This is a genomic window from Bacteroidota bacterium, from assembly GCA_030706565.1.
In the GTDB taxonomy this organism is placed as follows: Bacteria; Bacteroidota; Bacteroidia; order Bacteroidales; family JAUZOH01; genus JAUZOH01.
This window is the reverse complement of sequence record JAUZOH010000028.1, coordinates 1-18,963: the sequence shown is the minus strand read 5'-3', so window position 1 is coordinate 18,963 and position 18,963 is coordinate 1. Positions and strand designations below refer to the sequence as shown.

Here is an 18,963-nt window from a genome sequence, read left to right as displayed (position 1 = left end):
ACTAAAGGGCTTTTTAGTCTTTGTGTATTCCTTGCCTGTGGTTGGGCATCAGTAAAAGGGCAGGACGTTCCGGTTAAAGAAGCCAGTTTGTTATATGAAGCCGGGGCAGTCAATGCTGAAGGTTCGATGTGGATTCCCAAAACTCAGGAACTATATTGGATAGACATTGAAAAAGGCATTTTTAACATCCTTAACCCGGTGAACAAGCATAATCGTGCTTACCCGTTGGGCCAAAGGGTTGGAACTTTTGTGCCCGAAAAATCGGGCGGTGTATTGGTAGCCTTGCAGGACGGGATTTATCATCTTGATTTTAAAACCTCAAAACTTTCATTTTTGACAAAAGCTGATTACGATCCGAAAATCAGCCGTTTTAATGACGGGAAATGTGATCCTGACGGAAGATTTTGGGTAGGTTCCATGTCATTGAATGGGAAAAAGAAAGCGGCTGCGCTGTATTGCTACGATTCAAAAGGTAAATTAAACAAGATGCTGGATACTGTCAGTTTGTCGAACGGCATAGTCTGGACTGCCGACAAAAAGACCATGTATTTCATAGATACCCCGACCATGTGCGTGCAGGAATTTGATTATGACAATTCCACCGGCAAAATTAAGTTTAAGAGGATAGCAGTCAGGATTACAGGAGAATTCTCCGCAGGACATCCCGACGGCATGGCGATTGATTCGAAAGGAATGTTGTGGATTGCGCAATGGAACGGTTCCTGCGTAAAATGTTTTAATCCGCATAGCGGGAAGATGCTCATGAAAATTCATGTCCCGGCACCTCGCGTCAGTTCCTGCACTTTTGGAGGCAAGAACATGGATATTTTATATATCACTACCGCCAGTCAGGGTTTAACCAAAGAGGAACTCAAAAAATATCCGCACAGTGGCAGCATATTCTGGGTGAAACCTGGGGCCAGGGGAGTAAATCCAAACTATTACCAGAAAAAGTAATTTTACTCAGAGGGAGTTTAAAGCTTCAGAATGATGTCTTTAAGCTCTCTCTTTGGAACATGATGGACCTGATTTTCGTCTCTCCAGTATTTATAGTTACCATCGGGTCCCATTTTTTCAATCACTACGGTTTCTTTGGGTTTCCCAAGGGCCAATACCAAAAGAATCTCCAAATTTCCGGGAAGATTCAGCGCTTTTGCAAGTTTTTCCCGCTGTACTGCAGCAATCATGCAGCCACCATATCCTTTTTCCACAGCAGTCAATAAAATACTTTGAGCAGCGATTCCCTGATTACACCAATATCTTTCCGAAATGTTTTTATCATTCAGGATGATGATATAAGCTGATGGGCGTTCTCCCTCCGAGGGACCGGGCCAGTCTTTCAGATAACCTGCCCAGGCAAGGGTGGGGAAGATGATTGCATTTGTCTCCGGTTTACCAGAGATGATGAATTTTAAGGATTGAACATTTCCACCTGTGGCGGATAATCTGGCATTGTCCACATATTCTGTCAGTTCGTCTTCGGGAATAGAGACGTCCTCATAAAAACGCCGGCAACTGCGGTTTTTTAAAATAAGTTCTTTTACATCCATTATTCAATTTGTTAAAAACATTGTTTTCCCTGTTTCTTCCTGCAATTGGTGCCGCTTTCCAAACATTGGTAGCAGATTTCATTTTCCAGGGATTTGCCTTCTTCAAAGTCGCGGATATTCTGCAAGGTGACTTCTGCAATCTTGGTCAGGGCTTCGCGGGTAAAGAATCCCTGGTGGGAAGTGACAATTACATTGTTGAAACTTAAAAGCCGGGCCAGGGTGTCATCGACCACCACGCTGTCCGATAAATCTTCGTAAAAGTAATCGCTTTCTTCCTCATATACATCCAATCCGGCAGAACCTATTTTGCCGGTTTTCAGTCCTTCGATCAGGTCAAGGGTATTGATGAGCTTGCCCCTGCCGGTATTGAGGATCATGACTCCATCCTTCATTTTGGCGATATTTTGCTCGTTGATCAGGTATTCCGTCTCTTTCGTAAGCGGACAGTTGAGGGAGATAACATCAGACTGGGCAAAGATGGTATCCAGGTCGGTAAAGGTACATCCTATCTCACGGGCAAAATCGGGATCAGGATGTGGGTCATAAGCCAGCACGTTCATCTCAAAACCTTTTAGAATTTTGATCAGGACCCTGCCTATTCTTCCCGTACCGATGACCCCGGCTGTTTTTCCGAATAAATCAAAGCCAAGCAAGCCTTGAAGTGTAAAGTTAAATTCGCGGGTGCGGTTGTATGCCCGGTAAATCTTCCTGTCCAGGGTGAGCATTAATCCAACTGTATGCTCTGCAATGGCATGCGGCGAATAAGCCGGAACCCTTACAATATGGATTTTCCCATAAGCAGCCTTGAAATCCACATTATTGAAACCAGCACTTCTCAGCGCAATGAGCCTTACACCGTTTTCGTAGAGTTTATCAATGATATCCTTGTCGATGAGGTCGTTGACAAAAGCACAGACCACTTCATAGCCCTTTACAAGGTCTACATTGTCGAGCGATAAATGGAATTTGAAGTATTTAATGTCATAACCAAATTTTTGGTTGATGTCATTAAATGAATCCTTGTCATAAGGTTTGGCATCAAAAAAAGCAATTTTCATATTTTTACTGTTATTATTATAACAATAAAACAACATTTATATGAAAATGTTTACGATTATAGGATTAAAATAACAGTGTTTCTTTAATTCCCAATTCATCGGCCACCGTACGTGCAATATTCTGGTTAAGCCAGTTGGGCTGGTGTGCATCAGAGCTCATCACAAAATTAAATTTATGGGTAAAATCCTTGAATCCTTCCTTCCAGTTGGCACGCCAAATATATCTGTTGTTGATTTCCACGAAACTTTTTGCCGGTACCCGGTTTAAATCAGTGCCCAGGAATAAGGGATGGGCAATAATGACCGGTTTACCTGTAGACAGAAGAATATCCAGCCCTTCATAATCCTGTTCGCGGTTGCGGCAATGATAAACAAAATATTCAAATTCTTTTTTTGCGGCTTTGGCAGCCCATTCGCCCCCGTTTATTTCCGTACCTAAATGCAGGCCATTTGCTTTTACAGTTTTTTTATAAAGGTTGAAATCTTCCTCATTGTCAAGGTATTCGTAATGATCGCTGATGCCTACTATATTGGCATGATGAAGTGAGGCAATAAATTCAATTGTCTGCTGGGATACTATAGCACCATCTCCTTTGGAGAAAACGGTATGTATATGTAAATCCTGTGGAATATCCAAATGGTTGTTTTTCAGAAAATTACTCATCTATTTTTATTTTTGTTTGAGTTTGCAATTTTAACAACTATTTGATTAAAAACGGCAATATAATTTTTATGTCATAGTTTATTCTGAAAGTAAAAAATCAATATGTCGGGGATGATCCAGGGCTTTAACAATATTTAACTCATTGGATAGTCCGTAATTGAGTCAATCCATTAAAATTGCATAAAATTTGAAATAATCATAATAAGGTAAATTTTGAACATTTTAAAGAAATAAGTTGGAGGAAAATAGGATGAATTCATTATTTAAAAAGATTCTGTATTATGGAAAACAGGTTAAATCCAATTCTTTTGGGCAAAAAGTTCTGAATGCCCCGGTGCTTGTATTGTTGATTATGATGTGTTTGTTTTTTGTACCTTTTTTCTTTGGCAGTGCCCAGGGCAAGAGTATTTTGCCTGGCTATAGTCATGACGGTGATACGGTATCATCCAATCAGCCTAAAATAGACATACATGTCAACAAAAAATATGATGAAAAGGGCAATATAGTAGGTTATGATTCGACATACAGCTATTCATCCAGAGATTCGTCGGGCAGCGGAATGGAAAATTTCCGTTCTTTTTCTTTTAAACAGTCAGAAGTGATGGATGAAAAAGAATTTAAAAAATTTTTCTCGGATTCGATGATGATGCCCGGTGATCCTTTTAAAGACGATTTCTTCCGTAATTTTGACTTTCCTTCCTCTTCGATGCAGGAGATGAGGCATTATATGGATTCTATTGCTAATCAATTATCACGTCCACCTGAGAAACCGGCGCAACCAGCACAACCGCTGCAACCTAAAAAATCTACTTCTCCGTCAAAACAGAAACAAAAAACTAAACAAAAACCTGTATTGCGTAATTACAATGTATATTAGGCAGAATTAAGAACTAATAAAAACGCCGGATATATTTAACATTTATATCCGGCGTTTTTTGTGTTAATTGAGATTAATTATATGTAGGCAAAAATGAGTAATGTTTTGAATAATCCAGCATTTGCTGTACGTAGTTGTCAGGATAGCTTACTTTCACATCGGTTATTTCGCCGTTTTTCATCAACGGGGTAAAGACAGGATTGATGAAGCCACCATAAGGAGCAAGATTCAGTTTTTCATAACGTGCCGAAACTTCCTGGTGTAACTTTTCATCTACCTGTACGCCATAATTTTCAACCAGATTTTTTCCTGCTTCGTAATCGCCTTCAGATTTTATCCTTTGTACTTCTTTGAGCAATTCTCCAAAAAGCGTGCGTAACTTATCGAAGTCGTTGATTCTGACATAAGTTTTGCCGTCGTTTGTGAAAAACTCAATAACATTGCCGTCTTTGCCTTTTTCGTAGCACCATTTTGCAATGAGCTGGCGGTTGCGCATGTGGGCTTCCTCGATGTTTTTCCCGGGTTTGATGCGTACCAGCTGGGTCATCAGTCCATTGCGGATATAGGACATATACTGGGCTTTATATGCTTCAGCGTCAGGAAGCAGGCCAAGGTCCACCATTTTCTGATCAGCCATGTAATATAAGGCAAATAGATCGGCTCTGGCTTCTTCCAGGGTAGACTGGTAATTTTTCAGGGCATCGGTTTTTACTCCCGGCAACAGTTGCCCGGAACCGTGTCCTAAACATTCGTGCAAATCGGTGTGCAGATTGTCCGTGATATACCCATAATCTTTGATCATTTTTATTTCACTGGGATCAGCGGCATATTCTTCCAGAAAGCCATCCTTTAAAGATGCCTGGTTATAAGCATAGGTTATATTTTCGAGGGTAACTGATTTGGAGCCGTAATCTTTTCTGATCCAATCGGCATTGGGCAGATTGATGCCAATGGGAGTGGAGGGATAACATTCTCCGCCTAACTGGGCTATGGTAATCACTTTGGCAGAAACACCCTTTACCTCTTTCTTCTTAAATCTTGGATCGATGGGCGAATGATCCTCAAACCATTGAGCATTGGAACTGATGATTTCCGTACGATGGGTAGCTTCCAGGTTCTTGAAATTGACAATGGCTTCCCAGGTGGCTTTCAATCCAATGGGATCTCCGTATGTTTCAATAAAACCATTGGTGAAGTCTACTTCCGATTTTAAGTCCTTAACCCATAAAATATTGTAATCATCCCAGGTTTTTAAGTTCCCTGTTTTGTAATATTCTATAAGTTTCTCAAGGGTTGCTTTCTGTTCCTGGTTTTCAGCATAAGGGAGAGCTTTAGTCAGCCATTTAACGATTTCGCTGATGGCCGAGCCATACATTCCGTTGATTTTCCATGTTTTTTCTATCAGGTGCCCGTTTTCCTTTACCAGTTTCGAGTTCAGACCGTAAGAAACAGGGGTGGGATCATTGGGTTTTACCATGGATTTGTAAAAATGATCGGCTTCTTTCTCTGTTACCCCTTCATAAAAATTACAGGCGGAGTTTTGAACCAGATCTTTGCTTGGATCAAGCGAAACCCGTTTAGGAGCAATCGTGGGATCAAAGATAACCGGGCTAATTCTGCTCAGAAACTTATCCATTGTTTCCCCTTTTTTTAAAGGGAACTTTTGAACGTTCGACTGCTTAACCAAAGCCTGGAAATATTGCCGGGAAATTTTGGGGATAATCTTATCGCATGAATAATGATGGTATATTCCATTTGAAAACCACACTCTTTTGGCGTAAACCATGAATTGTTCAAAGTCCGGGCAATTGCGATTTCCTTTGTAAGTTTCGACGATATTATCCAGGGTACGGCGAACCATCAGGTTGTATTTGCCATTTTGGTCGAAAATGATGTCGCGTCCCGAAAGGGCCGCCTGATTAAGGCAATATATCAGTTTCTTTTGTCTCAGGCTGAGATTTTCGAAACCCGGAACCTGATAACGCAGAATCTTCAGATCGGCAAATTTTTCCACATAGTATTTGAAGGTGTCGGGCTGGTTTGGGGCCGTTACCTCAAGTGCTTTTATTTTACTTGAAAACAACATAACAAATATGATTAGATAAACGGTGATTTTTTTCATTCTTGCTATTTTTAATGGATGGAATAATTTATATTATTGAATATTATATACATGTATTGTTTTTTCTAACGATCTATAATGTTTGTGCAAGTTCACTTCAATATTTTTTCATAACAATCGCAGGGCATATTTTGTTTAGTAGCAGGAAGATGACCTGTACGGATAAATTTTGCTTCTTCAAATATTTTAACAGTTTGTTCACTCAAGTTTGAAGTACTAAATCTTAAAGAGGAGTATCCTTGTTCAGTTGAAAAGGATTCAGCAAAAAGAAGTAGTTTTTCAGCAATATTTTTTTGCTGCCAATGCGGATGTACGATGAGGTTCTGAATAGAAAGAAAGTGGGCACTGTTGTCGTTCCAGGATATATGCCGGTATTCCTCGGGCTGTTGGCGGCCCAGGGCAATTAAGGCAATGCATGATTCGTGTTCTTGGCATAGAAAGAGAGCCTGATCTTCAATATCTTTTTTTATTTTTTCTGAAAGTTCGGAATCGGTGTAAAGTTTATTCCCTATAAATAATCCCTGTTTCTCTTTAAGACATTGTTTGACAACAAATAATATATCAATAAAATCATTATCCTTAGCTTGTATGATATTCATTATTCAGCATATTATACTTTTGCATTCAAACCTACATATTTTTTTTGATAAATCATAAATGAACAATTGCGAAGATCAGACAGGAGAGAGGGTAATGGGGGCTAGGTGTTTTCGTTATATTTTTCTTTTTCCAGAAAGTCTTCAATTTCCTCAAAGCTTAGTTCTTTCATATTGGTGACAATAAAATTGTCCTCTAAAAAGTTCCCATATTGGTTGCATTCGTCAAGAGCTTCTTTGAAAACTTCTTTTATGGATACATTTAAGGGAATAACAGCTTTAATGGTGGAAAAGGTTTTTGCATATTTTATTTCTTCAATCTCTCCGTCATATTTTTTTAAGGTATAATCGAATTCACTTTTGATCACTTTTTTCTGAAGGACCGTAAAATTTGTCTTTTTTTGAGAAATCAGAACTACAAAGTATCTTAGTTTAGAACCTTTTCCTCCCAGTCCGGTTGAAATAAAAATCTGATTTTCGTCAAGCAATTTACTCTCAATAAACATTTTACTTTCCTGAAGGGATAAGGTCGCCCAGTCTTTTAATTCTTTATCCGGATTTTTAAGGTATTTTTCAATGGTGCGGAAGGCCTCAATTTCTTCAACAGAGGCAAGTTCTACCAAAATCTTTTTTTTAGTTTCAACACTGACGGAAGATTCGAACAGTTTGTCTTTTTCCTCTAATATTTCCTCAGAACTTTTTTGGGCATTCAGGTTTTTTGAAAACTCAAAATATTCCATCTGCAGGTCAATATCTATTTGTTCTTCAAGGATATTGAGGTTGTTTGACATACAGCCAAAAATTTCCTTTATCTTGTTATAAATATTTTCTCCGTCCATCATTATGTCCTCTTGCTGCTCCATGTAGGCTAAGTTTATTATATAAATATAAGTATTTCAATTAAAAATCCAAAAGACTTTGACCTCAGCTTTTATAAAATCACAAGGCTCTAATTAAATAAAAAATTGATAAAACAAATCCCATTCTGTTTATAAAAAAGGATCAAACATAATGATTTGTGACGGATATATAAAAGGTGGTGATTTATAGGACATTTGAGGGATTATCGGTTTAAAAAAGGTTATAATTGAAATATTTAAGTAAAAATGCTGATTTGACAAAACAAGCATTTATAAATAACTTAGTTAAACGATAAAAATAAAAAATTATTTGTGCAGAATTAAGTTTTTTATTATACTTGCAGTCGAAAATGAGAGGGGGATTATAAATAAACCTTTCTTTTTTCAGATAAAATTGTTTATAAAAGGTTGATTTGAAAAATTTGATCATTTGTTGAAAATATCAATCTGAAAGAGTTGTTGAAAAAAAATAAATAATTTTTTAAAATTTTTGAACATCGTATAGTATAATTAATATACTTTTGCGTTATAATTAAATAAATTTTTAGAAACAAATGAAAAAATTATTAGGTTTATTAGCAATTGCTGGGACTTTAGCAGTCGTAGCTTGCGGCCCCAGTGCTGAAGAAAAAGCTGAAAAAGCTAGACAAGATTCAATTAGAGTTGCTGATTCATTAGCAAAAGAACAATTCAAAGCAGATTCAGTTGCTGCTGCTCAGGCTGCTACATCTGCAAATGCTGATTCAACTGCTAAAGCTGACTCAACAAAAGCTAAGAAGTAATAAGTTTAAACCTTAAAGGTAACTTGTTAAAAAATAAAGGAGTGGAAACACTCCTTTTTTTGTTTATGTAGAGGATGAAAGGTTTTTATACAATCTGTTTGTTAATTGTTTCTAATATTTTCATGACCTTTGCCTGGTACGGTCATTTGAAACTTAATCAATTTAACTGGTTTCGCCATCTCAGCCTGTTGGCCATAGTGTTAATCAGCTGGAGCATAGCCCTTTTTGAGTATTTTTTCCAGGTTCCGGCAAATAGAATCGGATTTAAAGGTGATGGAGGACCTTTTTCATTGATGCAATTAAAGGTTATTCAGGAGGTAATTACTCTGGTTGTTTTTACCTGTTTTTCCCTGGTATTTTTTAAAAATGAAACGCTCAAGTTGCATCATCTCATTGGCTTCTCCTTTTTGGTCTTAGCGGTGTATTTTATATTCAAAGACTGATATTCAGGCCAGGCCCTTAGGGTGTTTTGATTTTTCACAAAAAATTGGTCTATTTCGACTAAATAAAAAAGAGGAATTAGCTTGTAAAATTCCTCTTTTTATTAATTCAATAGGGTAGGTAAACAATTGATTTTTAAGGTGTAAATATTATCAATTATTGCTTACTCTCGCGTCGGTTGTTGAGTGACAGGCTCTGCTTCTTTACGTGGATGAGCTTTATTAACCTTAATGCTTCTTCCACCCACTTCTTTTCCATTCAATGCATTAATTGCTGCATCTCCATCAGAGTCATTTTCCATTTCAACAAATCCATAACCCTTTGAACGGTTACTATACTTGTCGGAAATGATTTTTACCGACACTACGGTACCAAATTCTTTGAAAACATTTGCCAATTCTTCCTCTTTCATAGAGTAAGAGATGTTACCAACATAAATAGTCATAATTAGGAAAATTTGTTAATTATAAAAACGCTTATACAATTTTAATAAATTTTTCTAAATTTAATAATAAAATTTAATAATATTTCGTTTTTGGCATTTTTATATTAACAACCCAGTGTGGCAACCATAACAGCTTTTATTGTATGAATCCTATTTTCAGCCTCATCGAAGACTACAGAGCTCTCTGATTCGAAAATTTCATTTGTTACTTCCAAAGCATCCAATCCGAATTTTTGATAAACCTGTTCCCCTATTTTGGTGTTTCTGTCGTGGTAAGCAGGCAAACAATGTAAAAATTTAACATTAGGATTTCCCGTCATATCCATTAATTTTTTATTCACCTGATAAGGTTTCAGAAGATTTATCCTTTTTTCCCACAGGCTTTCGGGTTCTCCCATGGAAACCCATACATCGGTATAGAGAAAATCCGCTCCTTTTACAGCTACATTGATGTCATCGGTGATGGTTATTTTCCCTCCGGTTTTTTTGGCAATGTCCTCGCAGGTTTTTACCAGGTCTTCATTGGGCTGACATTCTTTGGGCGCGGCAGCACGGTAATCCATGCCCAGTTTGGCGGCAATAACCATCAATGAGTTCCCAACATTGTTCTTTGCATCTCCAGAAAAGCAAAATGATATTTTATTCACCGGCTTGTCTACTTTTTCTGTCATGGTCAATACATCGGCCAATGCCTGGGTGGGGTGAAATTCATTGGTCAGGCCATTCCAGACGGGTACTCCGGCATATTGGGCAAGTTCTTCCACAATATCCTGCCCAAAACCGCGATATTCTATGCCATCGAACATCCTTCCCAAAACCCTTGCCGTATCTTTCATGGATTCTTTAATGCCTATCTGTGAACCGGTTGGCCCCAAATAAGTTACCTGTGCACCCTGGTCGTGCGCGGCTACTTCAAATGCACAGCGGGTACGCGTCGAGGTTTTTTCGAAAATCAAGGCAATATTTTTGCCTTTTAACATGGGCCTTTCGGCTCCGCTATATTTTTCGATTTTTAATTCGGCTGAAAGTTTCAATAAAAAACGAATTTCTTCTGAAGAAAAATCCAGCAATTTTAAAAAATTCCGGTTTCTTAAATTAAATGCCATAGTGATAAATTTCAATTAAATATTATAACCCTATCATATTAGATACAAATTTAAAATTTTTCATTTTTTTTATTGGCCTTTTGCCGTTTTTTTTCTGCCTGGGATTTAGTACCCCTTACAAAGGATGGATTACAACTTCAATTAACGGGGATTTGGACTGAGTTGATGAAAAACAGCTAAGGCTTATTTTGTAAATTATAAATAATAAGGTGTTTATAGTTTGGAGATAAAATATATATTTCTAACTTTACAATCCGGTTAATGGAAAATACATTCCGAAATCCTTATTCAATGAGAAAATATATCGTCTTTTTTGGTTCGCTTTTATTATGCCTGTGTTTAGTTTTTCAATGCAAAAGAGCAGATTCAAAATATAGTGAAGGGTATATTGTTTATAATATTTCATATTTAAATCAAAGGCCTGACAAACTTATGGGAGAATTTCTCCCCCAAACCATGGTGGTTAAATTTAAACAGGATAAATATATTCTCATGATTGGAGGATTTATGGGTTTTTTTAGTTTCGGGAATATTTGTCAGGATAAATCCAATATTACTTTTATTCATGTACTTAATCATAAATATATTCATCAGGGAGATAAAGGGGAATGGCCTGCCTATTTTACAGGGAATTCTAAATACAATCTTGTTTTTGACCATTCCACACAACGAATTGCCGGATTTTTATGCAGGAAGGCTGTTGTGAAAAGGTCCGGAGGAGAAAATTTTAACGTATTTTTCACCGATCAGATCAAACTTAGAAAACCTAACGAAACCAATCCCTATGCTGGTATTGATGGAGTATTGATGGATTTCAGAATTGCATGGGGGAAGATGGATATGCAGTTGCGGGCAAAAAAAGTCGTTTTTGGGCCTGTATCCGAAACTGATTTTACTATTCCCAAGGGCTATCAGTATATCTCAAAAACAAGCTTGCAAAAGGTTTTGTGTCTTCTCACCGAATAGTCAAGTGGATTTTTGATTATAAAAAATTTCCTTTTCTTAACTTAGCCTTTTTAGCATTCAATTTTTCAATTATTTTTGTGGTATATATTGCAATTGTTTGTGAGTATTATTATAAAAATTTTTCATGGCGAAAAATACAGAGTCCAAAGATAAAGGCAATACGAAAAAACAACGTTTTTCACTTAGTGATGAACGGGTCAAAATAACCGCGGGTTTACTTGTTGTTTTTTTTGCTGCATTTCTTACCCTGGCATTTATTTCTTTCCTTTTCACCTGGAAGGTAGATCAGAGTTTTGAATGGTCCAGGACATTTTCAAGTTCTTCCATTGTGGTTGAAAACTGGTCGGGAAAAACAGGGGCAAGGATTGCCAATCTCTTTATGAATAAGTGGTTTGGCATTGCATCCTTTTCCTTTCCTTTTCTTATGTTCCTGATAGGGTTTCATCTACTGCATATAAAAACCCTGCCTCTTTGGAAGACAATCAAACATACTTTAATTATTACGGTTTTGTTATCCTTTACCCTGGGTTTCTTTTTTGGTGCCACCAATGGCTTTTTGGGCAGCGGCTTAGGGGGAGGACATGGATATATCATGTCTCATTGGTTTGATGCATTTATCGGCAAGGTGGGTACTTTTTTCCTTTTGGCCTCTGTTATTTTTGCTTATGTGGTTTTTTCCTTTGATAATGTGTTGCCGGCTTTAAAGCGTCTTCTGAAAAGTACACAGAACCAGGAGAAAAATATTGCCGAAGGAATCAAAGAGGAAGTAAATCAATTTGCTGAGGATATACCCGAAGAACAAAAGGAGGAAAAGATGATCTTAAATGATGATGTGGAATTTACAGCACAAAAATCATTTGTTGAGAAGGAGGATGAAGAAGTTGAGGGAGTTGGCGAAATTGGCGAACTGCAACCCGTTCCGCTTGTTGCTGACCCCGGTTTCACGGTCATGGATACCCCCTTGGATCCTGTAGAGGATGCTGATTCAGCTCTGGAAGCAATGGGCGAATATGATCCCACTTTGGACTTGTCTCATTATAAATTTCCCGGCCTTGATTTACTTGAAGACCATAAGTCTGAAAATTCGGAAGTGAGCAATGATGAGCTGATCAACAATAAGAATAAGATTGTTGAAACATTGGGCAATTATAAAATTCCCATTACCAAGATCAAAGCCACCATTGGCCCTACGGTTACCTTGTATGAAATTGTCCCGGCACCGGGCATCCGGATTTCAAAAATCAAGAATCTGGAGGATGATATTGCCCTGAGTTTGGCTGCTTTAGGCATTAGGATTATCGCGCCTATTCCCGGAAAAGGCACTATAGGAATTGAGGTCCCGAACATGAAGCCTGAAATCGTTTCTATGCGCTCCATCCTTGCCTCACGCCGTTTCCAGGAATCAAAATACGAATTGCCTATTGCTTTGGGGAAAACCATTTCAAATGAAACTTATGTGTTCGACCTCACAGCCATGCCTCATTTGCTGGTAGCCGGTGCTACCGGACAGGGAAAGTCTGTGGGATTAAACGCCATGATTACCTCATTGCTGTATAAGAAACACCCTTCACAATTGAAGTTCGTGCTGGTAGATCCCAAAAAAGTGGAGTTGACCTTATATTCAAAAATAGAGAAATATTTTCTGGCCAAACTGCCTGATTCTGAAGAGGCAATTATTACCGATACCCAAAAGGTCATCAATACATTGAATTCTCTGACCATAGAAATGGACCAACGCTACGATCTATTGAAAATGGCCCATGTAAGAAACATTAAGGAATATAATACAAAATTTATTGCCCGTAAGCTGAACCCTGAATATGGTCACCGTTATCTGCCTTATATCGTTGTGATAATAGATGAATTTGCTGATTTGATTATGACAGCGGGCCGCGAAATTGAAACACCAATTGCCAGGCTTGCTCAGTTGGCCCGGGCCATTGGAATACACCTGATTATTGCAACACAACGTCCTACGACAAATATCATTACCGGTGTGATTAAGGCCAATTTCCCTGCCCGTGTAGCTTTCAGGGTGTCCTCTGCAATAGATTCTCGAACCATCCTGGATGGGCCAGGGGCCAACCAATTGGTAGGCCGTGGCGATATGTTGATTGCTGCAGGGGATATGAAAAGAATCCAATGCGCATTTATTGATATCTCTGAAATTGAACATATCACTGATTTTATTTCCCGGCAACAGTCCTATCCTTCAGCCATGCTTTTACCTGAGTTTTCAGGAACAGAAGGGGCTACCGCAGAAGTCGATTTGAATAAAAGAGATGAAATGTTTGATGAAGCTGCCCGGTTGGTGGTGATGCACCAGCAAGGTTCAACCTCCCTGATCCAAAGGAAATTTTCCATTGGATACAACAGAGCCGGCAGAATAATGGATCAACTCGAAGCAGCTAATATCGTTGGCCCCAATGAAGGGAGCAAAGCCCGGCAGGTGTTGTATACCGATGAATATTCTTTGGAACAATATTTGAATACCTTAAAATAATTATTGGTCGTGTTGCTTTTTTAGAAAATTAAAAAGTTATGGAGCAGCACAGTATTTTTAAATTTAATTTGTTATGATGAAGTTTTGGATTAATCTGTTAATTTTATCGTTTTCATTGTCGGCATTTGGTCAGCATGATCCCAAAGCCAAAGAGATTCTCAGCCGTTTTTCAGCAAAATCAAAATCTTATTCTGCTATTAAGGCTGACTTCTCTATTTCTAATATCAACCTTCAGAACAAAAAAAAGTCCCATCAGCAGGGAAGTATTATTTTGAAAGGGAATAAATACAAGTTGAATCTGATGGGGTCTGAAGTGATTTCGGATGGCCGTACGGTCTGGAATTATTTACCAGAATCGAACGAAGTGAACATCTCAAAAGCCGGATCCCAAAAGGATGAAAGTGTTTTAAATAATCCTTCCCGTTTGTTCCGTATTTATGACAAAGAGTACAAATACAAGTTTTTGAGGGAATTTACTGAAGGAGGGAAAGTACTGTATGAAATAGACCTTTTCCCGTTCGATTTAAAGAAGAGTTATTCTAGGGTAAGGCTTCAGATTGAAAAAGAATCCCTGGAATTGCATTCGGCTAAGGTCTTTTTAAAAGATGGAAACCAGACAACCATAAGTATTAGCAAGTTTGTTCCTGATTTTAAAGTAAGTTCAACGGATTTTACCTTTGATAAAAAGAAACATCCGAAAGTTGAAGTAAACGACATGAGATTTTAGTAATTGAAAATCTTATAGGAAAATAATTTTAAGAGGATCGGCCTTAAAGGTTGATCCTCTTTTATTTGGGATAGGCTATTCGTGCGTGGTAGATGTTCTGTAATTTTTGTTTGAACAAAGTCTTTATTTCGGTGATGTCCCTGAAGGTGATGTTGGTATTGATAAACTGTCCATCCTTTACCTGGCGGCTGATGATTTCTTCAACCAGTTCGTCAATGTTACGTTCATCGGCAATTTTAAGACTTTTAGATGCAGCTTCAACCGAATCGGCCATCATTACAATGGCTGTTTCTTTTGAAAATGGCTTGGGACCAGGGTAAGTGAATTTACTTCTTTCAGCTTCTTTTTCCGGATACTTCTTAATAAACGAACGATAGAAATAATGGACGGTTGAAGTGCCGTGATGGGTTTTTATAAAATCGGTTATCGCACCCGGCAGGCGATACTTGGAAGCAATTTCTACTCCATGTTGTACATGCGAAATGATGATGTTTGCGCTTTCTTCAAATTCGAGGTTGTCGTGCGGATTGATCATCGTGTTTTGATTCTCAATGAAATATAAGGGCCTGTCGATTTTTCCTATGTCATGGTATAAAGCGCCGGCACGGACAAGTAAAGGATTTCCTCCAATCTGAATGATGGCCTCTTCTGCCAGGTTGGCAACCTGCAGCGAGTGCTGAAATGTACCTGGTGCTGCATCTGCCAGTTTACGCAACAGCGGCTGATTGATGTCGGTCAACTCCATCAATGTCGTATCCGACAAGAAACCAAATATTTTTTCAAACACAAAAATTAAAGGATAAGACAACAGGATCAGTAAACCGTTGATTCCGAACCAGACAAAATTTTGCCCTTCAATTTTGGCCAGACTGCCTTCCTGTAATATAGATATCCCAAAATAAATCAGGCAATAGGTGAAAATAATAAGCAGGGCGGTGAGGACTAATTTCGCCCGCCGGTATAGATTGGTGAGTGAAAATATGGCTACAGTCCCGACAATTACATTGATCAGGATGAATTCAAAACCGTTGGGGGCAATAAAACCAATAAACAATAAAATAATCACATTGATGAAAAAGGTCAGGTGTTCATCATAGAATGTTCTTAAAATAATGGGAATGATGGCAAAAGGCAGGATATAAAAATTGATGGCTTTTAGTTTTAAGGTGACACTTGCAATAGCCACGGAAAGAACAATCAGGAAGAGAATGAAGGAAATCTGGGAAAGGTTTTTTAATACCCCGGGCCTGAATTTTTTCAAAAACAGATAGATGATGGTTAAGGAAAAACCGATGAGTATCATGTGTCCCAGCAAAATAAGGATATAGCTTGATGATTCCCCCATCCGCGATTCGTATTCATGTTTTAGGGATTCAAGAATCTGATAACGGTTCCCGCTCACCAATTCACCTTTAGAAATAATCCTTTCACCCGATTGGACCATCCCTCGTGTCAGCGACATGTTGCTGATCATGTTTTGTTTGATGCTGTTCGAAGTTTCCTTGTCGTAAATCAGGTTTGGCAGGATGTAGTTATTTAATTTCAATTCTTTAAAGAAGGTCATTCCCAGGCTTTCTTTGCTGAACTGTTTTTTTATCTGTTGGCTAACATACTCGTATGCTGTTTTTTGAGTGAAAATTTCAGAATAAGCCTGTTCTGTCGCTATTTTATTCCGGATTAAAAAGATGGTTTTTTCTTCATTGTCTTCCTCATCCAGGTCTGAAATTTCAACAATGCCTTTTAAATACACATGGAGAAGCAAATTGTACCCAAAATCATTGTATTCCTTTTTGTTGGAAAGTAACAAGCGATAATCCTTTTCTGTTTCCCCTGGAACTTCCGATGTTTTTGATATAAATTGATTCCATAACTTATCAAAGGCAATGGTGTAGTTGTTAATTTGTTCTTTCCCTACTTCTTCCTGATAGAGGAAATAAGGTTTGTAATCTCTAAGAAGGCTGTCCTTTTCAATTTTTAATTCTTCAGTGGTCTTGTAAATAGGGAAATCGAAAGGGGCAATTAAATCTTCATGCATCCAGGGTTTCCCTTTTTGGAATTCGAAGCTGAACTTGCCTTCATGAGGAATAAGCAATAAAATAATGACAGCGCTTATTGCAAAAAGCAAAAGCCGGATAATCTGTTTTTTATTCTTTTTAAAAAAATTGTATATATTTTTTAACATCTTTTTATCTTAAGAACGCAGGAAAAGAACTTGTTTGCAGACGCAAAAAATGCAGGAAAAAAATAGCAAACAGGATAAATCCTGCGATTAATTATACTCATTCGAAAAGAACTGAGTTAATTGCAAATATACAATTTTTGCAATATGTTGAAATAAAAATATACATTAGTCATTATTTCTGGTAGTTGAAAAAATCTTGTAGCTTTGTTATAAATTAAGAAAAGTCACAGATGGAATATGCAATAGCAAATGTCAGTGTGATTCCTTTGCGCAGGGAACCTGAACACAGAAGTGAGATGGTAAGCCAGATATTGTTTGGGGAATGTTTCAGAATACTCGAACAGCGAAAGAACTGGTGTCATGTTGTTTTAGAATATGACGGTTATGAAGGCTGGCTGGATATAAGGATGACGCAACGGATTGAAGCTGATAAAATACTGCAGACGGGTCAACCCGGACTTCGTTATACTTCATGCATTTATAATACGGTGAAACTGATGGAGACGGGTAGCAGTTTTACGGTGCCCATTGGCAGTTCACTTCCTTTTTATTCAGAAAAGGAAAGAACTTTTAAGTTGGGAGATGATCCTTTTTTGCTTACTGAAGGGGAGGTTCATCCGGTTGTTGAGGAAAAAAACCTGAGACAGTCAATTGTGGCAGATGCCATGAAATACTTGCGCTCTCCATATTTATGGGGGGGAAGAGGCCCTATGGGAATTGATTGTTCCGGATTTACACAGGTGGTTTATAAGTTAAGCGGTATAGTTATTCCCCGTGATGCAAGCGTGCAGGCTAAATTAGGTGAGGAGGTCAAGGTTCCCGAAGAAGCTTTGCCCGGTGATTTGGCCTTTTTTGCCAATGCTGGCGGAAAAACTGTTCATGTAGGCCTGTTGCTTGGAAACGGCAGAATTATTCATGCTTCGGGGCGGGTAAGGATAGATTTTATTGACCATGCGGGAATATTAAATGTCGAAACCCATGAATATTCGCATCATCTCCAATGGATAAAAAAGATCATATAACCTTTGCCGGATGACTTTATTTTTATAACTTTGAATAGGATTGTTGTAATCCTAAAATAACGCTGCCATGTATATCTTCAATCATTTTCTTCGCTTATTCATTTTTATTGCAGTAGTGGCTGTCATCTTGTTCTTTTTGAAGATGATAGAGCCTAAAGATAAAGATGGTCATGATGATGATGATTTTAACGGGAAAAATGATGAGTTCATAGATGACGAAGAAAAAATGAGATGACGAAGAAAAAATGTAAAAATGCCTTATTCTTATAAATATCCCCGGCCTTCGGTTACAGTTGATTGTGTTATATTGTCGGGAAATGGCAGGGATTCCAAAATTTTACTGGTGCTCCGTGGCCATGAACCTTTTCAGGGCAGATGGGCCTTCCCGGGTGGTTATATGGAAGTGGCGGAAACTCTTGAAGCCGCTGCCAAACGGGAATTGAAGGAGGAAACAGGAGTCGCGGTAAAGCATCTCGAGCAAATCAGGGTATTTGACGACCCCCATCGCGACCCGCGGGGCAGAACTCTTTCCATTGCATTTCTGGGATTTGTAGATGACAAAACTACACAGGTTGTTAGTGGTGATGATGCCACAGAAGCCCGTTGGTTCCCTCTACATGAACTTCCCTCGCTGGCATTTGACCACGAAAAAATTCTTAAGTATGTTTTGGATAATATGATAATGGGATAATATGCTAATGGGATAATATGCTAATGGGATAATGGGATAATGGGATAATGGGATAATGGGATAATGGGATAATGAGATAATGAGATAATAAAAAAATGAAATAAAGGGAAGTTGATAATTTCCGAATTATGAATTGACGTTGGCTTTAGCCAACGGATAGATGGGACAAACAGAATTTTGGGCTTTCGCCCAAATAATTAATCTTTTATTATTTCAGGATAATGGGATAATAATATGCTAAGGGGTTAATGAGATAATGGGTTAATAAAAAAATGAAATGAAGTTGATAATTTCCGAATTATGAATTGCCGTTGGCTTCAGCCAACGGATTAATAAAGGAATCAGGAATTTTGGATTCAGCCCAAAATATT

General features: G+C 38.0%; 19 protein-coding genes. 10 read left to right on the top strand and 9 right to left on the bottom strand.

Translation table 11 applies throughout. The features are described from left to right. Positions 1 to 87 precede the first annotated feature (87 nt). Positions 88 to 957 (top strand): SMP-30/gluconolactonase/LRE family protein, encoded by an 870-nt coding sequence (locus tag Q8907_03085; protein ID MDP4273245.1) that lies wholly within the window; start codon positions 88 to 90, stop codon positions 955 to 957. A gap of 17 nt (positions 958 to 974) precedes the next feature. On the opposite strand, the gene Q8907_03080 is transcribed toward Q8907_03085, so the two are convergent. The 3 genes from Q8907_03080 to Q8907_03070 all read right to left on the bottom strand — a co-directional run bounded on the left by Q8907_03080 (position 975) and on the right by Q8907_03070 (position 3,272). Beyond that, entirely contained in the window at positions 975 to 1,550 is a 576-nt protein-coding gene (locus Q8907_03080; GenBank protein ID MDP4273244.1) for a nitroreductase family protein, read from the bottom strand. Positions 1,551 to 1,561: 11 nt separating this feature from the next. Further along, positions 1,562 to 2,608: a 2-hydroxyacid dehydrogenase gene (locus Q8907_03075; protein ID MDP4273243.1), complete on the bottom strand. Its 1,047-nt coding sequence runs from the start codon at positions 2,606 to 2,608 to the stop codon at positions 1,562 to 1,564. A 64-nt stretch (positions 2,609 to 2,672) separates the two neighbouring features. Then, positions 2,673 to 3,272: a hypothetical protein gene (locus tag Q8907_03070; protein ID MDP4273242.1), complete on the bottom strand. Its 600-nt coding sequence runs from the start codon at positions 3,270 to 3,272 to the stop codon at positions 2,673 to 2,675. 250 nt (positions 3,273 to 3,522) lie between these two features. Between Q8907_03070 and Q8907_03065 the strand changes: the two genes are divergently transcribed. Then, positions 3,523 to 4,149, top strand: a complete 627-nt coding sequence (locus Q8907_03065) for a hypothetical protein (protein MDP4273241.1) — start codon at positions 3,523 to 3,525, stop codon at positions 4,147 to 4,149. 73 nt (positions 4,150 to 4,222) lie between these two features. Here the strand turns inward: Q8907_03065 and Q8907_03060 are convergent, their stop codons facing one another. The 3 genes from Q8907_03060 to Q8907_03050 form a co-directional block, all read right to left on the bottom strand. Further along, positions 4,223 to 6,271, bottom strand: a complete 2,049-nt coding sequence (locus tag Q8907_03060; protein MDP4273240.1) for a dihydrofolate reductase — start codon at positions 6,269 to 6,271, stop codon at positions 4,223 to 4,225. 92 nt (positions 6,272 to 6,363) lie between these two features. After that, positions 6,364 to 6,870 (bottom strand): GNAT family N-acetyltransferase, encoded by a 507-nt coding sequence (locus tag Q8907_03055; protein ID MDP4273239.1) that lies wholly within the window; start codon positions 6,868 to 6,870, stop codon positions 6,364 to 6,366. Positions 6,871 to 6,971: 101 nt separating this feature from the next. Beyond that, a complete protein-coding gene (locus tag Q8907_03050) occupies positions 6,972 to 7,730 on the bottom strand; it encodes a hypothetical protein (GenBank protein MDP4273238.1) in 759 nt (252 codons plus the stop codon). A 551-nt stretch (positions 7,731 to 8,281) separates the two neighbouring features. Here Q8907_03050 and Q8907_03045 point away from each other — a divergent pair. Together Q8907_03045 and Q8907_03040 are read left to right on the top strand one after the other, a co-directional pair. After that, complete coding sequence (locus Q8907_03045; protein ID MDP4273237.1) at positions 8,282 to 8,509, top strand: hypothetical protein; 228 nt, start codon at positions 8,282 to 8,284, stop codon at positions 8,507 to 8,509. Between the two features lie 74 nt (positions 8,510 to 8,583). Further along, the gene (locus Q8907_03040; protein ID MDP4273236.1) at positions 8,584 to 8,952 is read left to right on the top strand and encodes a DMT family protein; all 369 of its coding nucleotides are present in this window, start codon (positions 8,584 to 8,586) and stop codon (positions 8,950 to 8,952) included. 161 nt (positions 8,953 to 9,113) lie between these two features. On the opposite strand, the gene Q8907_03035 is transcribed toward Q8907_03040, so the two are convergent. After that, positions 9,114 to 9,395: an RNA-binding protein gene (locus Q8907_03035; GenBank protein MDP4273235.1), complete on the bottom strand. Its 282-nt coding sequence runs from the start codon at positions 9,393 to 9,395 to the stop codon at positions 9,114 to 9,116. Positions 9,396 to 9,499: 104 nt separating this feature from the next. Beyond that, on the bottom strand, positions 9,500 to 10,501 hold the full coding sequence (gene argF, locus Q8907_03030; GenBank protein ID MDP4273234.1) for an ornithine carbamoyltransferase: 1,002 nt from the start codon (positions 10,499 to 10,501) through the stop codon (positions 9,500 to 9,502). 432 nt (positions 10,502 to 10,933) lie between these two features. Between argF and Q8907_03025 the strand changes: the two genes are divergently transcribed. The 3 genes from Q8907_03025 to Q8907_03015 all read left to right on the top strand — a co-directional run bounded on the left by Q8907_03025 (position 10,934) and on the right by Q8907_03015 (position 14,697). Continuing rightward, complete coding sequence (locus Q8907_03025) at positions 10,934 to 11,467, top strand: hypothetical protein (protein ID MDP4273233.1); 534 nt, start codon at positions 10,934 to 10,936, stop codon at positions 11,465 to 11,467. 124 nt (positions 11,468 to 11,591) lie between these two features. Further along, positions 11,592 to 13,970 carry a DNA translocase FtsK 4TM domain-containing protein gene (locus tag Q8907_03020; GenBank protein MDP4273232.1) on the top strand — a complete coding sequence of 793 codons (2,379 nt, stop codon included), beginning with the start codon at positions 11,592 to 11,594 and terminating at the stop codon, positions 13,968 to 13,970. A 73-nt stretch (positions 13,971 to 14,043) separates the two neighbouring features. After that, positions 14,044 to 14,697, top strand: coding sequence for an outer membrane lipoprotein carrier protein LolA (locus Q8907_03015; GenBank protein ID MDP4273231.1), 654 nt, complete (start codon positions 14,044 to 14,046; stop codon positions 14,695 to 14,697). A 61-nt stretch (positions 14,698 to 14,758) separates the two neighbouring features. On the opposite strand, the gene Q8907_03010 is transcribed toward Q8907_03015, so the two are convergent. Then, positions 14,759 to 16,879: an HDIG domain-containing protein gene (locus tag Q8907_03010; protein MDP4273230.1), complete on the bottom strand. Its 2,121-nt coding sequence runs from the start codon at positions 16,877 to 16,879 to the stop codon at positions 14,759 to 14,761. Between the two features lie 230 nt (positions 16,880 to 17,109). On the opposite strand from Q8907_03010, the gene Q8907_03005 reads away from it, so the two are divergent. The 3 genes from Q8907_03005 (at position 17,110) to Q8907_02995 (ending at position 18,592) form a co-directional block, all read left to right on the top strand. Next, positions 17,110 to 17,901, top strand: coding sequence for a C40 family peptidase (locus Q8907_03005; protein ID MDP4273229.1), 792 nt, complete (start codon positions 17,110 to 17,112; stop codon positions 17,899 to 17,901). A 67-nt stretch (positions 17,902 to 17,968) separates the two neighbouring features. After that, positions 17,969 to 18,136 carry a hypothetical protein gene (locus Q8907_03000; protein ID MDP4273228.1) on the top strand — a complete coding sequence of 56 codons (168 nt, stop codon included), beginning with the start codon at positions 17,969 to 17,971 and terminating at the stop codon, positions 18,134 to 18,136. A gap of 18 nt (positions 18,137 to 18,154) precedes the next feature. Further along, a complete protein-coding gene (locus Q8907_02995) occupies positions 18,155 to 18,592 on the top strand; it encodes an NUDIX hydrolase (GenBank protein MDP4273227.1) in 438 nt (145 codons plus the stop codon). The last annotated feature ends 371 nt before the right edge of the window (positions 18,593 to 18,963 follow it).

What these genes read in the sequence shown, in the direction of transcription:
- Q8907_03040 (MDP4273236.1), top strand. Translation starts at nt 8,584, where the DNA reads ATGAAAGGTTTTTATACAATCTGTTTGTTAATTGTTTCTAATATTTTC.
- Q8907_03075 (MDP4273243.1), bottom strand. Translation starts at nt 2,608, where the DNA reads ATGAAAATTGCTTTTTTTGATGCCAAACCTTATGACAAGGATTCATTT.
- Q8907_03050 (MDP4273238.1), bottom strand. Translation starts at nt 7,730, where the DNA reads ATGGAGCAGCAAGAGGACATAATGATGGACGGAGAAAATATTTATAAC.
- Q8907_03080 (MDP4273244.1), bottom strand. Translation starts at nt 1,550, where the DNA reads ATGGATGTAAAAGAACTTATTTTAAAAAACCGCAGTTGCCGGCGTTTT.
- Q8907_03065 (MDP4273241.1), top strand. Translation starts at nt 3,523, where the DNA reads ATGAATTCATTATTTAAAAAGATTCTGTATTATGGAAAACAGGTTAAA.
- argF (MDP4273234.1), bottom strand. Translation starts at nt 10,501, where the DNA reads ATGGCATTTAATTTAAGAAACCGGAATTTTTTAAAATTGCTGGATTTT.
- Q8907_03035 (MDP4273235.1), bottom strand. Translation starts at nt 9,395, where the DNA reads ATGACTATTTATGTTGGTAACATCTCTTACTCTATGAAAGAGGAAGAA.
- Q8907_03010 (MDP4273230.1), bottom strand. Translation starts at nt 16,879, where the DNA reads ATGTTAAAAAATATATACAATTTTTTTAAAAAGAATAAAAAACAGATT.
- Q8907_03045 (MDP4273237.1), top strand. Translation starts at nt 8,282, where the DNA reads ATGAAAAAATTATTAGGTTTATTAGCAATTGCTGGGACTTTAGCAGTC.
- Q8907_03025 (MDP4273233.1), top strand. Translation starts at nt 10,934, where the DNA reads ATGGGAGAATTTCTCCCCCAAACCATGGTGGTTAAATTTAAACAGGAT.
- Q8907_03070 (MDP4273242.1), bottom strand. Translation starts at nt 3,272, where the DNA reads ATGAGTAATTTTCTGAAAAACAACCATTTGGATATTCCACAGGATTTA.
- Q8907_03020 (MDP4273232.1), top strand. Translation starts at nt 11,592, where the DNA reads ATGGCGAAAAATACAGAGTCCAAAGATAAAGGCAATACGAAAAAACAA.
- Q8907_03060 (MDP4273240.1), bottom strand. Translation starts at nt 6,271, where the DNA reads ATGAAAAAAATCACCGTTTATCTAATCATATTTGTTATGTTGTTTTCA.
- Q8907_03000 (MDP4273228.1), top strand. Translation starts at nt 17,969, where the DNA reads ATGTATATCTTCAATCATTTTCTTCGCTTATTCATTTTTATTGCAGTA.
- Q8907_03015 (MDP4273231.1), top strand. Translation starts at nt 14,044, where the DNA reads ATGATGAAGTTTTGGATTAATCTGTTAATTTTATCGTTTTCATTGTCG.
- Q8907_02995 (MDP4273227.1), top strand. Translation starts at nt 18,155, where the DNA reads ATGCCTTATTCTTATAAATATCCCCGGCCTTCGGTTACAGTTGATTGT.
- Q8907_03005 (MDP4273229.1), top strand. Translation starts at nt 17,110, where the DNA reads ATGGAATATGCAATAGCAAATGTCAGTGTGATTCCTTTGCGCAGGGAA.
- Q8907_03055 (MDP4273239.1), bottom strand. Translation starts at nt 6,870, where the DNA reads ATGAATATCATACAAGCTAAGGATAATGATTTTATTGATATATTATTT.